The organism is Candidatus Oscillochloris fontis, from assembly GCF_004138135.1.
Classification (GTDB): domain Bacteria; phylum Chloroflexota; class Chloroflexia; order Chloroflexales; family Chloroflexaceae; genus Oscillochloris; species Oscillochloris fontis.
Window position 1 is genome coordinate 14,356 of record NZ_RYFD01000049.1, and the last position, 14,250, is coordinate 28,605.

The 14,250-nt window shown below is 58.7% G+C and carries 13 protein-coding genes; 9 read left to right on the forward strand and 4 right to left on the reverse strand.

From position 1 onward, the window contains the following. Positions 1 to 3: 3 nt before the first annotated feature. The 4 genes from EKD03_RS15350 to EKD03_RS15365 form a co-directional block, all read right to left on the reverse strand. Positions 4 to 951 (reverse strand): YIP1 family protein, encoded by a 948-nt coding sequence (locus tag EKD03_RS15350; protein WP_129632790.1) that lies wholly within the window; start codon positions 949 to 951, stop codon positions 4 to 6. Continuing rightward, positions 948 to 2,909 (reverse strand): glycosyltransferase 87 family protein, encoded by a 1,962-nt coding sequence (locus EKD03_RS15355; protein ID WP_129632793.1) that lies wholly within the window; start codon positions 2,907 to 2,909, stop codon positions 948 to 950. The genes EKD03_RS15350 and EKD03_RS15355 overlap by 4 nt, the downstream gene beginning before the upstream one ends. Before the next feature lie 157 nt (positions 2,910 to 3,066). Then, positions 3,067 to 4,035, reverse strand: coding sequence for a thioredoxin-disulfide reductase (gene trxB / locus EKD03_RS15360; protein WP_129632796.1), 969 nt, complete (start codon positions 4,033 to 4,035; stop codon positions 3,067 to 3,069). A 141-nt stretch (positions 4,036 to 4,176) separates the two neighbouring features. Continuing rightward, positions 4,177 to 5,757, reverse strand: a complete 1,581-nt coding sequence (locus EKD03_RS15365) for an ATP-binding protein (RefSeq protein WP_129632799.1) — start codon at positions 5,755 to 5,757, stop codon at positions 4,177 to 4,179. A gap of 426 nt (positions 5,758 to 6,183) precedes the next feature. Here EKD03_RS15365 and EKD03_RS15370 point away from each other — a divergent pair, with 426 nt between their 5' ends. From EKD03_RS15370 to EKD03_RS15410, 9 genes are all read left to right on the forward strand, one after another. Continuing rightward, a complete protein-coding gene (locus tag EKD03_RS15370; protein WP_129632802.1) occupies positions 6,184 to 6,471 on the forward strand; it encodes a hypothetical protein in 288 nt (95 codons plus the stop codon). Positions 6,472 to 6,746: 275 nt separating this feature from the next. Continuing rightward, positions 6,747 to 7,112 (forward strand): roadblock/LC7 domain-containing protein, encoded by a 366-nt coding sequence (locus EKD03_RS15375; protein ID WP_129632805.1) that lies wholly within the window; start codon positions 6,747 to 6,749, stop codon positions 7,110 to 7,112. A gap of 80 nt (positions 7,113 to 7,192) precedes the next feature. Continuing rightward, entirely contained in the window at positions 7,193 to 7,687 is a 495-nt protein-coding gene (locus tag EKD03_RS15380) for a roadblock/LC7 domain-containing protein (RefSeq protein WP_006560773.1), read from the forward strand. Between the two features lie 113 nt (positions 7,688 to 7,800). Further along, entirely contained in the window at positions 7,801 to 8,388 is a 588-nt protein-coding gene (locus tag EKD03_RS15385) for a GTP-binding protein (protein WP_006560774.1), read from the forward strand. Positions 8,389 to 8,459: 71 nt separating this feature from the next. Continuing rightward, positions 8,460 to 9,260 carry a DUF4388 domain-containing protein gene (locus tag EKD03_RS15390; protein WP_129632808.1) on the forward strand — a complete coding sequence of 267 codons (801 nt, stop codon included), beginning with the start codon at positions 8,460 to 8,462 and terminating at the stop codon, positions 9,258 to 9,260. Positions 9,261 to 9,357: 97 nt separating this feature from the next. Then, complete coding sequence (gene purH, locus EKD03_RS15395; protein WP_129632811.1) at positions 9,358 to 10,875, forward strand: bifunctional phosphoribosylaminoimidazolecarboxamide formyltransferase/IMP cyclohydrolase; 1,518 nt, start codon at positions 9,358 to 9,360, stop codon at positions 10,873 to 10,875. Between the two features lie 60 nt (positions 10,876 to 10,935). Then, positions 10,936 to 11,547: a bifunctional phosphoribosyl-AMP cyclohydrolase/phosphoribosyl-ATP diphosphatase HisIE gene (gene hisIE, locus EKD03_RS15400; protein ID WP_129632814.1), complete on the forward strand. Its 612-nt coding sequence runs from the start codon at positions 10,936 to 10,938 to the stop codon at positions 11,545 to 11,547. Between the two features lie 110 nt (positions 11,548 to 11,657). Continuing rightward, on the forward strand, positions 11,658 to 13,679 hold the full coding sequence (locus tag EKD03_RS15405; RefSeq protein WP_129632817.1) for a hybrid sensor histidine kinase/response regulator: 2,022 nt from the start codon (positions 11,658 to 11,660) through the stop codon (positions 13,677 to 13,679). A gap of 305 nt (positions 13,680 to 13,984) precedes the next feature. Then, a partial coding sequence (locus tag EKD03_RS15410; RefSeq protein ID WP_153188298.1) for a hypothetical protein occupies positions 13,985 to 14,250 on the forward strand: 266 nt, incomplete at its 3' end.

Genomic DNA, 14,250 nt, shown 5'->3' on the forward strand with positions numbered 1-14,250 from the left:
GAATTACCCCCCACGCAACGCAATCAGGGTTGCCGAACTGACAAAGATCGTCGCCAGCGTAGTGACAACAAAGACCACCGCCAGCAGCCATGTCGCCGCCGCACGCGCCATGGTGATGCGGTGGGCCGAGGCCACCCCGGCCACCGCGAAATACCCACTGGCAAGGGCAAAAAAGACATGCAGAACCCCACACACCAGAGCGGCCACGATCTGTATGCGCGGGGCAGTTCCTCCTCCAAAACTGGCCACCGGAATGAGGATCAACTGCATAAGCCAGAGGATCAGGCTCGCCACCTGGGGCGCTGCGGCCAGCGCCAAACCGGCCTGAACCCGGCTGCTATTGCCCTGGCCGCCCAGGGAGCGACCGGCCATGCGCAACAGCACGCCGAAAAATAATAGACCAACCAGCGCCAAGACTGGCCCGGCAACCAGAGCCAGCGCGAGAATCGCCCAGCGCGCAATCTCGGCACCAATCCGGCGCAGCGCGGCCCACGTCAGCACCATGCCGGTGCCACCCAGAATGAGGAGCAAGAGCGAGATCGCCGGGGTGGGCAGCGGCACATAACCCTGTGGTTGTGCTTGTCCCTGCACCCAATCGGGTTGCGGAGGTGGACGTTCCGCCCGTGTTGTGACAGTCGAGGGCGAGACGCCCTCGCTCCCAGGTCTGGTCGCGGGCAAAGGCGGGGCAACTTCTTCTGCCCGCTGTAGCGCGGCCAAACCACGTTGCGCCAGCAGATTATCCGGCTCCAGTGCCAGTGCGCGTTGCAGACACTCACGCTGCTGCGCGGGAGTATCCAACACCCCAGAGAGCCACAACCATGCGGCAGCACTCTGCGGATTGGCCCGTACCGCCGCCATCAGCAACGCCCGTGCGCGGGCACGGTCACCTGCCTGGATCGCGGCTCGTCCCTGTTCCAGCAGATGTGTACTATCGGGTATTTCGGTGGTCATGCAGAAGAAGAGGAGGTGGTGTCAGGCGCTTCACGCCGATCCAACCACATAAAGATCAGCAGACCGAACAGCGTAGCCAGATTAAGCCATGCCGCAAACGTCGTAAGTCCAGTCGTGACAATCCATTGGGCGAGGGGCGGCGAGAAGGCCGGAATAGCGCCAAAGAGATTGATCGTCGCAGTCAGTGTAATGAGCGCAAAGGGTATCAAGGCGCGCAGATCGGTGGCAGCGCAGAGCAACAAGAGCGGCATCGCAAAGAACGAGTAACGTTCGTGGATCTGGGTCGGCAGGGTAAAGAAGGCCAGGGCCAGCATTGCCGCCACTGCCGCCCGCGAAGCCCGCCCTGGTTGGCGCAGAAGCGCCAGACATGCCAGCGCCGTCACGAGGCCGATCAAGATAAACCCGATGCTACGATACGTCAGCCCAGCTACCTGCACTAGATCGAGGACATTCTGGCCATCAACCACGATCCACCAGAGGTTATAGGCACGGTGGGTTGCGAGCGGAAAGCGGCCCACCGAACCGGCAATCGCCTGATACAGCCCCGGCCCTTCGCCAGCGAGCACAAAGGGTAGACAGAAGAGCGCAATCACCCCGCTCGCAAGTGCGGCCCCCTCAAGCAGGCCACGCGGGCCATAGCGGCGCAGAGTCAGGACATAGAGCAGGGGAGCCAGAATAATCGCGTGGACTTTGATCATCACCGCAACGGCCCACAAGATCCAACTCCAACGCCCACGGCCATCATCAAAGAAGACCAGCGTCATCAGCATTGGTAGCGAGATAAGCACATCAACCTGGCCCCACCAAGCGGCATTCATCCAGACTGGTGGGATGATGAGATAGAGGCCCGCGATCAACAACGCACGGCGTGGCCCCGTCTGCTGATAACCCCACCAGTAGAGGAGTGCCACCGTAGCGAGCAGCGCGAGGATGCTAGGCACCTTGATCAGCGTATGGGTGATTGAGGATACCGGATCGTAGAAGGTGCCGCCGAGGAGATCAACAAACGGCCCCAAGAAGCGCAACGTATAGAGCCAGAAGGGCATCAGGTCGCCACCATAGGTAAACGCCTGACTCAGGCCACCAAACTCATACATAAAGCCCATACGGCGGGAGACCAGTTCCAGATCACCGACCGGGTCAGGGGCATTCAACCAGGGCAGACAGACCGCAACCGCCAAGAGCAAGAGCAATATGAGCGGGCGACGCGGCATAGCCGAGAGCTGTCGTTGGGGCAACGAAGGTGCGGGCAACAGCGGCCAGAGACGTTCGATCAGCAGCGCGGCCAGCGCGGCCCCACTCGCGGCGAGCAGCAAGGGGGTGAGCATAGCATAGCGCCAGAGGCCCGCAGACTGCCAACCTGCCAGGAGCATCTGAAGCACGAGAGTCAGGCCAAAGGCCATCCATGGAGCCACATCAGCGCGCCGCAAGAGCAGGTAGAGCGAGAGCGTGGCGACGATAAAGACGAGGTTGAGCCGCCCCGGAACCGCACCACCACCATCCAGCAGCATCTGGTGGTAGACGATTCCCAAGGTGCGGCGCGCAATGGCATGAGTAGGTGACTCGATGCTGATCGTAAGGCGCTCGGTGGAGTGGGCGGGGAGCAGCAGGTGGTAGCGGCGCAGACCAGGAATGACGGTGAAGGATTGACGCAACGTATCGGTGTGGAGAATCACCGGGGTCTGCTGCTCCAAGCCAGTAGCAAGGCTAAGGCGTAGAAGGATCGGGCCACCCGGATTGGGTGGGTACAACTGAGCAGCACCGTTCGTCCAGCGAAAGGTACCGGGACGGTCGGAGAGTTGCTCCAGATCATGCAAACCGGAGGAGGGCAACATGGCCGAGAGCGGATCGGCATCAAATGCAACACTGCGCTGACCAGTATAGGCCAACGCAAGCCAGAGCGGCGCGGTTGCGCAGAGCAATATCAGAATGAGTATATCAAGCCATAATCGGCGCATAACGTGCCGATTATAGCACGAGAACTTAGCTTTACACAGCTTCCGTAACTGTTCACAGTTCTCCTAGCATTCCGGTTTTGACGCAAAGACGCCAAGGCGCAAAGCCTGCAACAAAACCTTTGCGTCTTTGCGCCTTGGCGTCAATCAGAAGCTTCCTTTACCCCAAGTGTGAACAGTTACCAGCTTCCGCCAACTTTTTGGCGACATGCTCCTGCTCTGCCAAGTACCAAGCCGCCTCCATACCGGCTTGGCAACCCTGCGCAGCAGAGGTAATGGCCTGACGATAAACATGATCCACCACATCGCCAGCGGCAAAGATACCTGGTACACTAGTACGGGTACGGCCATCGGTCAGGATGTAGCCATCGGAATCGAGATTGACGATCCCCTGGAAGAGGCTAGAGTTGGGGATATGACCAATATAGGGGAAGACCCCATCAACCGCGACCTCCTCAGTAGCCCCGGTTTTAAGGTTCTTAACCCGGACAGCGGTCACCTTCTCCTCACCCACGATCTCCTCAACCGTGCTATCCCAGATAAAGCGGATCTTAGGGTTAGAGAAGACGCGATCTTGGAGCACCAGATCGGCACGTAGCGAATCGCGGCGATGAATAATGATCAACTCATCCACATAGCGGGTGAGGAAGAGCCCCTCATCGAGGGCACTATTGCCGCCGCCAACCACCACCACCTTCTTACCCCGGAAGAAGAAGCCATCGCAGGTGGCACAGTAGCTCACCCCCCGATTGGCCAGACGCTCCTCACCGGGCACCCCCAACTTACGTGGCGAAGCCCCGGTCGAGATAATCAGTGCATCGGCGGTAATCGTCTCATCGCCATCGGTAGTGAGCACAAAGGGGCGCTGAGTCGCATCAATCTTGGTAATCAGGGCGTCCTTATACTGCGCCCCAAAACGCGCCGCCTGCTTCTCGATATTGTCAGCAAGTTCAAACCCGCCAATCCCCTCAACAAACCCCGGATAATTCTCAACCTCACTGGTGGTCGCAATCAAGCCACCGGGCTGAAGACCGCGCACGACCAGTGGTTCGAGGCTCGCACGCGCCGCATAGAGGGCCGCCGTCAGACCAGCCGGGCCGGAGCCGATAATCACAACTTGGCTGTGCATAGTGTAGGTTTCTCCATATATTCTATAGGGGCGAAGCATCGCCCGCTAACCCAGTTCGTGTTCCCCAGACGACATGGGGGCGATGCTTCGCCCCTACACACATGTATTATGTACCCCCCAGGGGTATAGGGGTAGAATACGTCAAATCTCATGATCCGTCAACTGACGGCGGCCCAGCGGCAAGGTAAAGAGGAAGCGCGCCCCGCGCCCCAACTGGCTCTCGACCCAAATCCGGCCACCGTGGGCCTCAACAACCGCCCGCGCCAGATAGAGGCCCAGACCACTGCCCTGGGTCTGGCGGCGCAAGCGATTATCCACGCGGTAGAAGCGCTGGAAGATCTGCTCGTGTTCTTCGGGTGCAATGCCAATCCCCTGGTCGGCGACATAGATCAGCGCCCGTTCGCCCTCAGCGCGAGCACCGATACGGATCGTCCCCCCTTCGGGGCTATACTTAATCGCATTGGAGATCAGATTACTGAGCACCTGGCGCAAGCGTTCATAATCCCCGTGGATTGGCGGCATATCATCAGCGAGGCGCAGTTCAAACTCAAAATGGCCCTCGACCTGGGCGGCAAAACTACGCACCACATCGGCGACAAGGCTGGAGAAGGCAAAATCACAGCGGTCGAGGCGGGCACCACCGGCCGCAAGGCGCGAGACATCGAGTAGATCCTGAATCTGGCGGGCAAGGCGGTCGGCCTCCTCCTCAATCACCGTCAGACCCTCGCGCAGAACATCGGGCGAAAAGGTCGCATCGGTACGTGCCAGCGTGCTGGCATAGCCCTTGATGATACTTACTGGCGTCTTCAATTCGTGGGAGATGACCGAGATGAACGTATTCTGCAACTCAGCCTCACGGCGCTGAGCGGTAACATCGCGCACATTGGCAATCGCACCGAGGAAACTCCCACCGGGGCCATACTGCGCGGCATAGCGGCTCTGGACAAAGATCTCGCGGCCATCACGGCTGGTAATCTGGCCCTCAACCAGCGGATTTTCGAGCGGTGGACGCTGCTGGAGTGGGCAAGCGGTGAGGCAGATATTTTCGCCTTGGGCGCTCTGGATGGCCAAAATTTCCGCACATGGGCGACCAATCGCCTCTTCACGGCTCCAGCCAGTCAGTTGCTCCATCGCCTTATTGAAGGTCGTAATCCGCCAACGGCTATCAATAATCAACGCACCATCGGCACTCTGCTCAATCATCGCATCGAGGCGTTGCTTCTCGCGCAAGACCCCCTGGTAGAGACGCGCATTGGAGACCGCAATCGCAGCTTGGTCGGCGAAATCTTGCAGCAACTGACGATCATTGGTCGAGAAATCAACATTCAGCGCAGCGCGAAAGACGTAGATCACCCCCACCGCCGACTGCCGCAGCGCGAGGGGCAACGCGATCATCTGGCGCAGATTGAGGCCAGTATCGCTCGTCACCTCACGCAAAACCGCCACACCTCGACGCGGCAGATCGGCGAGCGGCAGGGCTAAGAGCGGCGCAAAGGCGGGCCAGAATTCACGCGGGAGCTGCGACGAGGCGCGGATACGCAGCAAATCATCGCCCTCCTCATCGTAGATCGCAATCAGGCCCGAAGTCCCGGCGAGCATCTCGACAGCATAGGTAATCACCAGATTCAGCAGGCTAGCGAGATCAAGCTGCGCCGTAATCGCCCGGCTAATCTGGAGCAGATATTCACGCTGACGTAGGCGGTGGTCATACGCTTCGAGCATAGCAATAGCCTCCACGCGCCTATTGTAGCATAGTCGTATCGGCCAGGGCGGCAGAGCAATCTTTTACACTTTGCAACGATAATCCGTCATCAACCTGTTAAGGCTTATACGCAAACGATCAGGGCATTCGGGTTACATCAACCCGAATAATCTCTATGTGTGGGTGTTTGGCGACTGCGTCGCCAAACACCCACACATATTGAGGTTTGAGGCGTAGCCCCAAAGACTCGCCTCTGGTGGGGGGACGGTGGCGGCTACGCCGCCCATTACCCTAGAACTATTTACACCTAGTCTAGACATTTTACCGACAGCGTGCTATGATAATAAAGACTTACACTTCATTGATTCCTGATACCTGAAGTAACTACGGTACACGTATCACGAATCAAGCATCACAGCACCACCGGTGGCGGTAAGGAGCAGGGTATGGATCTGGATTTAAGCAGCAAACGAGCCAGGAAACTAGTTCGTGAGCACAGCCTGACCCATGAAGAGATCCAACAGATCATCGCCTCCGCCCGGATCAACCTAGCCACCTTCGACCCAGAATACCGGACGAACGTCACACAGATCGCTGATGATCTTCAGAAGAGTCGTCCTACCATCTACGGATGGGCGGATCGAGCGATTGCGGCCACGATCCACTCATTACGGAACATTCGTACTGGGCGACCACCAAAAGAGCGTGAACGCGCCAATAGTGTTGATTCTTGATCCACTTCAATGCATGATTTGTATCACGATGAGCAAAGTCACCTGCGGTGGAGGTTTGGGGGCGGCTGCGCCGCCCCCGAAGATCTTTTTTTGGTGGTGTGTGGCGGTTATGCCGCCACACACCACCAAAAATTGGGATTTGGGGCACAGCCCCAACGACTTTGCCCATGCCCTAAAGGCATGGGCAAAGATCGTCGCCACAAGATTCGGCTCTCGTGTATAATGGAGAAGCCTGGCGCCGCTGTGGGAAGGTGCCCGCCGAAGGAGCCCGCTGTATGAGCAGTAAGCTACGGGAACTGCTGAGTCGTTTTCGTTCGGTTGGGAGCGTCGAACTGGCAGCCATTGTGGCGACAGACGGCCTACTGATCGAGAGTTCCGCCCAAGATGAGACTGATGTTGATGCGATTTGTGCTGTCGCCTCAAACGGGTTAGCCATGGCTGAATCTTTAGGACGCGAGATTGACAAAGGTGGAGCCATCCAAACCGTACTGGAGTATGAGCAAGGGTTGGTGATCCTCGAACCCATCGGGGAGGAGGCTATGCTCCTGCTGCTGGTAGATTCACGAGATGAACTCGGCTATGTGCGTTTCCTTGCTGCCAAACATCGCGCAGAACTCGGAAACGCCTTGCAGGAGATCTGATCCGTCCTAGCTATATGCTATAATTCAAACAACGTGCGGCCGCATGCTCCCCGAGCTGATCACGCGTAAGGTAGGTATCGATGGATCCACAACTGACAAGCATCATTGTTCCCACCGAAGAGATCACCCAGATCGAGGAATGTCTCGGTCGTCTTGTGGAAGATACCGGGAGTGACTACGCGCTTCTACTCGATAAAAGCGGTCAGGTAATCTCCTCAAAGGGCGATGGTGATCGTCAGGACATTACCGCACTCGGCGCGTTGATCGCCGGTGTGTTCGCCTCATCACGCGAGGTGGCCAAGCTCCTGCGCGAGCGGGACTTTCGCGCCTCATTCCAGCAGGGTGTCCGCGAGAACATCTTCATCGCGATGATCGAAGAGCAGTGGATCCTCTGCATTATCTTCAACAAGGGCACCCACATTGGTCTCGTCAAGGTGCTCACCAAGAAGGCGACGGATGAACTCGCCTCGGTACTTGATCGGGTGCGACAGCAGCATAAGGCCCGTGATGAGGTTCTTGGCTCGTCGTTCCGCACCTCGATGGAAGATACGATCGATCTACTGTTCCGCGACTAAACTGTCAGGCGTCAGTCATCGGATCAAGAATCAGCCGGATCTAGAAAGAATTCGGAGCAGGCTGAGAACTGGCCGCTGGACGCTTTTGTATAGACAGGCATGCGAGAGGATCTATGGCTCTGATCAATGTTGCGGCGCGTGAGATCCATTGCAAGATCGTCTACTACGGCCCAGGTATGTGTGGGAAGACGACGAACTTGCAATATATCCATAGCCAGGTGCCAAAAGACGTAAAGGGTGATTTGCTCTCGATCGCGACGGAAACTGAACGCACGCTCTTCTTCGACTTCCTTCCCTTGGATCTGGGGAAGGTGCGCGGGTTCCAAACACGTTTCCACCTCTATACCGTACCGGGCCAAGTACTCTATGAGCGCACCCGCGTGGCGGTGCTCAACGGGGCGGATGGGGTGGTCTTTGTGGCTGACTCAAATAAGAATAAAATGCAGGAGAATGTGAATAGCCTGCGTGAGTTGGCCCAGAATATTACCCGTCAGAATAAGAAGTTTGCCGAGTTCCCTATCGTGCTCCAATATAACAAGCGTGATCTCCCGAAGGATGTGGTGGCCTCGGTGCAAACGATGGATCACTTCCTGGGTGTCACCAAAATGAATTGGCCACGGATTGAGGCAGTGGCTACCAAGGGGCCGGGTGTCTTCGAGACACTACGCGCCATCAGCCGCGTGGTGATTAGCAAGCTTTAGGCGGTAAGAGGCAATGGGTCATCGGTGCGGACGTTGCCTTTTACCTTCTGCCTGTTGCCTACGGTGAGATTATGTCCCTTGAAGGTGATCTGAGCGAATTTCCACTGACCGACATCATTCAGCTCGTCGATCTGGGTAAGAAGACTGGCGGGGTGTCTATCCACGGTATACGGAGTGGTCAGCAGTTTGATGGCTGGCTCTATTTCCGCGATGGAAAGATCATCGGTGCTGAACTGCCCGGTTATGCGCCTCTTGATGCGATCTATACGTTCTTCACCTTCTCGTCGGGGCCGTTCCGCTTCCTTGAGGATCGGGTACTTACCCAACCCACCATCACCATCAGTAATGAGGTGATCATCATGGAAGGGGTCATGCGCCAGGATGAGTGGGCCAAGATCCATGAGCACGTCCCTTCGCTCAACTTGGTGCCGCGTCTGGTGCCAAATCCCACCACCGGAAGTAATGAGATTAATCTCGAAGCCGAGGAGTGGCGGATTCTCACCATGGTGAATGGCAAAAATACGATTGGGCAGATTGCGCAGCGCAGTGGTCTCGGTGAGTTCCGTACCTGCGAAATTATTGCCCAGTTGCTCCAAAATGGCCTGATTGAGAATCGTGAGATCCCGCCCGGCGAAGCGCTGGCACCCGAATTTGAACGGATTGCCTCCGGTCTATTGGGGGTAAGTGCCAATGCGATGCTCCAGCAAGCCTATAAACAGGCGGGGATCAGCGAAGTGGGCCGCGCAACCAAAGAACAACTCTTGGCGGTGGTAGCCTATTTTGAGGCCGGGGCGACCTATCAGGTCGGCCAAGAACGAGCCCAACAGGGGTCAGCCGAGATGCGCCAACGTATGCGCGAGGTTATGGGCTAGATCCCCCACCGAAATGGGTGTGGTACAATACGTCGGCTGCGACTCCGCCCGTCGCTTTCGGGCGGGGTTCTTTGTTGTTCAGCGATAGGGAGTTGCTGTGCGCGCATTGATCAGTGTCTACAATAAGGCTGGGGTGGTTGATTTTGCCCGCGACCTAGCCGCCCTTGGGGTCGAGATCGTCTCAACCGGGAATACGAAACGTCTGTTGGCCGAGGCGGGGATTGAGGCACGCGCAGTGAGTGATCTCACTGGCTTCCCGGAGATCCTCGATGGCCGCGTGAAGACGCTGCATCCCGGTATTCACGCCGGTCTGCTGGCGCGCCGCGATCTGCCGGCGCATATGGCGCAGTTGGATGAGTATGGCCTGCTGCCAATTGATATTGTGGTGGTGAATCTCTACCCCTTCCGCGAGACGGTGGCACGTCCGGATGTGACGCTCGAAGCGGCTCAAGAGCAGATTGATATTGGTGGTGTGGCGCTGCTGCGCGCGGCGGCGAAGAATTTCCCCGCTGTGCTCTCGCTGGTTGATCCCGCAGATTATGCCGATGTGCTTCATGGGTTGCGCAATGGGCATATTGCTGCCGATCTGCGTCGTGGCCTTGCCGCGAAGACCTTCGCGCATACGGCGGCCTATGATGCGGCGATTGCGGGCTATCTGGCCGCTGATCCGCTGCCACAGACCTTGCCCCTAGCATGGTCGCAGGCGCAGTCGCTGCGCTATGGCGAAAATCCGCATCAGCCAGCGGCGCTGTATGGCGATTTCCACAGCCTCTTTGAGCAACTCCACGGCAAAGAGCTCTCCTACAATAATATTCTTGATACCGGCGCGGCCCAAGAGTTGATCGAGGAGTTCCCGGCGAGTGAGTCGGCGGCGGTGGCGATCATCAAGCATACCAACCCGTGTGGGGTCGGTACTGGCCCCGATCTGCTCACGGCGTGGGAACATGCCTTCGCCACCGACCGCGAGGCACCTTACGGCGGGATCATCGTGACCAACCGCCCGATTGATCTGGCCTTGGCGCAGGCGATTGATGAGATCTTCTCGGAGATTGTGATCAGCCCCGATTTTGCCCCCGAAGCGCTCGAACTGCTGCGCAAGAAGAAGAACCGCCGCCTGCTCAAGTCGCTACGCCCGGTCGCACGGGTGGGTGAACTGACCCTGCGCAGTGTGCCGGGGGGCGTGTTGGCCCAGATCGCCGATCATACCCCGCTCACGGAAGAGGAATCTAAGGTGGTCACGCAACGTGTCCCCTCCCCGTCCGAGTGGCAGGCGCTGCGCTTTGCGTGGCGGGTGGTCAAGCATGTCAAGTCGAATGCGATAGTCTATGCGGCAGCCGACCGCACACTGGGGATCGGGGCCGGGCAGATGAGCCGCGTGGATAGCTCGCGCTTGGCGGTCTGGAAGGCGCAGAACGCCGGACTCTCGCTGACCTGCTCGGTGGTCGCCTCGGATGCGCTCTTCCCCTTTGCCGATGGGGTCGAGGCGGCATTTGCGGTCGGAGCAACGGCAGTCATCCAGCCGGGCGGTTCAGTGCGCGATGCCGAGGTGATCGAGGCGTCCGATAAGGCCGGGGCGGCGATGGTGTTTACTGGGCGGCGACACTTCCGACACTAAGCCCTCATCTATTGCACCATGCACGGTGATCGCGGTGATCGTCGTGCATGGTGAATTCTTATGAACTACGATACTCATGGCCTCATCCCAGCGATTGTGCAGCACGCCCGCAGCGGCGAGGTACTGATGCTGGGCTATATGAACGCCGAGGCGCTACGCCTCACCACCGAGAGTGGCTTGGTCACCTTCTGGAGTCGTTCGCGCCAGGAGCTGTGGCAGAAGGGCGCGACCAGTGGCAATATCCTGCGCTTGGTGGCACTGCGCCAGGATTGTGATGGTGATGCGCTGCTGGTGTTAGCTGAACCCGCTGGGCCAACCTGCCATACCGGGGCGCGCAGTTGCTTCTTCCGCGATCTGGAAGGCGAGACGCTGACCAATCCGGCGATCCCCGGATCAATTCTGGCCCGGCTGGGCGATCTCATTCACCAGCGCGGGATACAGCAGGATGAAACCTCCTACACCGCCAAATTGCTCCTCGGTGGGGTGGATCGGATCGGCAAGAAGATTGGTGAAGAGGCCGCCGAGGTGATCATCGGGGCGAAGAATAACTCGCCCGCTGAAGTGACCTACGAGATGGCCGACCTGATCTACCACAGCTTGGTACTGTTGGAGAACCAGGGTGTGGCGGCTGAGGATGTTTGGCGCGAGTTGGAACGGCGATTCCATCCGTAATGCCTGTCCCTAAGCTTCCGAGAAGCTGTAAGCTTCTCGGAAGCTCACTCACCCAAGAAAGATCTTCGGGGGCGGCTTGTTGCCCCCGAACCCCACCAGATGATGAACTTATGACAGAGTATGCCGGTCGAGTCCTGGTCATTGATGATGATCAGGGCATATGCGATCTCTGCGCCCAGACGCTTGGAGCAGTGGGGTTTGCAGTCTTCAGCGCCCCCACGAGTGCCAACCCTTTGGCACGCCTGAGTGCAGAGATGTTCGATCTGGTGTTGCTCAGTATTGATGACCCCCAGCCGGTGGGCATCAGCCATCTCAGTCAAATCCGAGCGATTGATGCCTCGATGCCAGTACTGTTGTTGAGTCGGAGCATGACGATACCGGAGATCGCCCGGATGATGCGGTTGGGTGTCGAGGGGCTGTTGGTCAAGCCCTTTGATCCGGTTGAGTTGCGCGATGTGGCGCTGGAGATTATCACCAAACAGCGCGATACGCGGGCGCGTGAACGGGTCGCCACCTTACGCCCGCTGCTGCAAGTAGCCGGGCGGTTGCTGGCTGAGCTTGACCTCTCGCGGCTGCAAGATCTGATTATCGAGACGGTGCGCAGTGAACTGCACGCTGATCGCGCCTCGCTCATGCTGCTGGAAGAAGATGGTACCCACCTGCGGATTGTGGCATGTTCGGGGTTGCCATCGGGCGTGACGGTCGGGCATCGTGTCTCAAACAAGCGGGGGCTGGCGGGCTGGGTCGTCCAGAACCGGATGTCGTTGTGTATTGACGCGAACGGCGATGTCTCCCCGCCCCACGCCGATGTACGCGGGGTCTTTCTCGAAGATCAGATGACCTCGTCGCTGGCGGTACCGGTGTTAGCCGGGGATCAGGTGCTGGGGGTGCTGAATGCCTCGAAGGTGCTCTCTGGAACCTCGTTTAGTGTGGCGGATCAGGATCTACTGCTGCTGCTGGCTGGTCAGGCGGCGACGGCAATCACCAATGCGCGCCTCTACACCCAGGTGGCCAATTCCGAAGCGCGCTACCGCACGCTGCTCCAGCATGCCAATGATGCGGTACTACTGCTCGATGCGCAGGCGAAATCAATCCTAGAGGGCAACCTGGCGCTAGAGCAACTGAGCGGATATAGCCGCGATGAACTGCTCAGTCTACAACCCTTCGATCTGCTGCCTGATATTGGTTCACTCCTGCGCATCGCCCGTAATGGTAGCTCTAACGGCCACGGCCCCGGCGAAACCCAGGAGATTGAGACGATCCTCCAGACCCGCGATTCGCAGCCGACGCAGGTGGCGGTGAGTGTGAGTGTGGTGCCGTATGCGGGGCAACAGCTCTTGCTGGTGATGGCACGGGATATTAGCGAGCGCCAGCGTATCACCAACCAACTGCTACAAACCGAGAAACTGGCGGCCTTAGGGCGGCTCTCGGCCTCGATGGCGCACGAGATCAACAATCCGCTCCAGGCGATCAACAACTCGGTTCACCTACTGCTCAATCGCCCGTTATCGGAAGAGAAGCGCCAACGCTACCTCGAAATGACCCGCGAGGAGATTGATCATCTGATCAGCATCGTGCAGCGCATCCTCGATTTCCACCGCCCATCGCGGGAGGGGATGCGCCCGGTTGATTTGAGCGAGATCCTTGATGGGGTTCTCAGCCTGACGAGTACGCAACTGCACACCCAGCAGATCGAGTTGATCCGCGAGATTGACCCCGACCTGCCGCATGTGCTGGCGGTGGGCAGCCATATGCGGCAGGTCTGTTTGAGCCTGATCTTCAACGCGATTGAGGCGATGAACGAAGGCGGCGAACTGCGGGTACGCGCCTACCTCTCAGCGGAGCAGGAGGAACCCGACGCGGATCTCTTCACAGTAGCGGTGGGGCGGCGCATCTCCACACCGATGCAGGGGCCAGTGGTGGTGGTGGAGATCAGTGATACCGGGCCGGGCATTCCGACCCAGGATCTGCACAAGATCTTTGAGCCGTTCTACACCACGCGCATCAAGGGCACCGGGCTGAGCCTGGCGATGACCTACAACATCATCGAGCAGCACCACGGCGAGATGGCGGTGCGCTCGATCCCTGGCCAGGGGGCGACGTTCCGGATTCGGTTGCCGGTGGCGGGGTAGCCATTCCTCTTTGGGGCATACCGCCGAGGACGCAGAGGAACGCAGAGGGGGAGACCCAAGAACACATCCTCTGCGCACCTCCGCGTCCTCGGCGGTGAAAAATCGGGTCGGGTGGGGTATACCGCAGAGGACACAGCGGAACGCAGAGGGGGAGACCCAAGAACATATCCTCTGCGCCCCTCCGCGTCCTCGGCGGTTAAAAATCGGGGTTCCCCACCCTATTGCGCCCCACCCATCCCATGATGTACCATACGGCGCAATATCTTGCGTCTCCACCACCCATGCACATGGGGTACACATAGCCCATGAACACCCAACCCGAACACCCTGATTCCCCCCTCGTACAATTCGGTAATCACATGCAGACCGGGGATATACGCATCGGTAATGTGGTCAAGGGCAACATGGAGGTTCACCACCACCACGCCCCAGCCCCGCAGCCGGGCCTCTTCAGTCTGCACCAACTGCGCGCCCCGGTACGCGACTTTGTGGGGCGCAGCGCGGAGATCGCCACCCTCAGCGCGGCCTTGCAGCGCGGCGACGCCGCCAGTATCAGTGGCCTCGCCGGGAT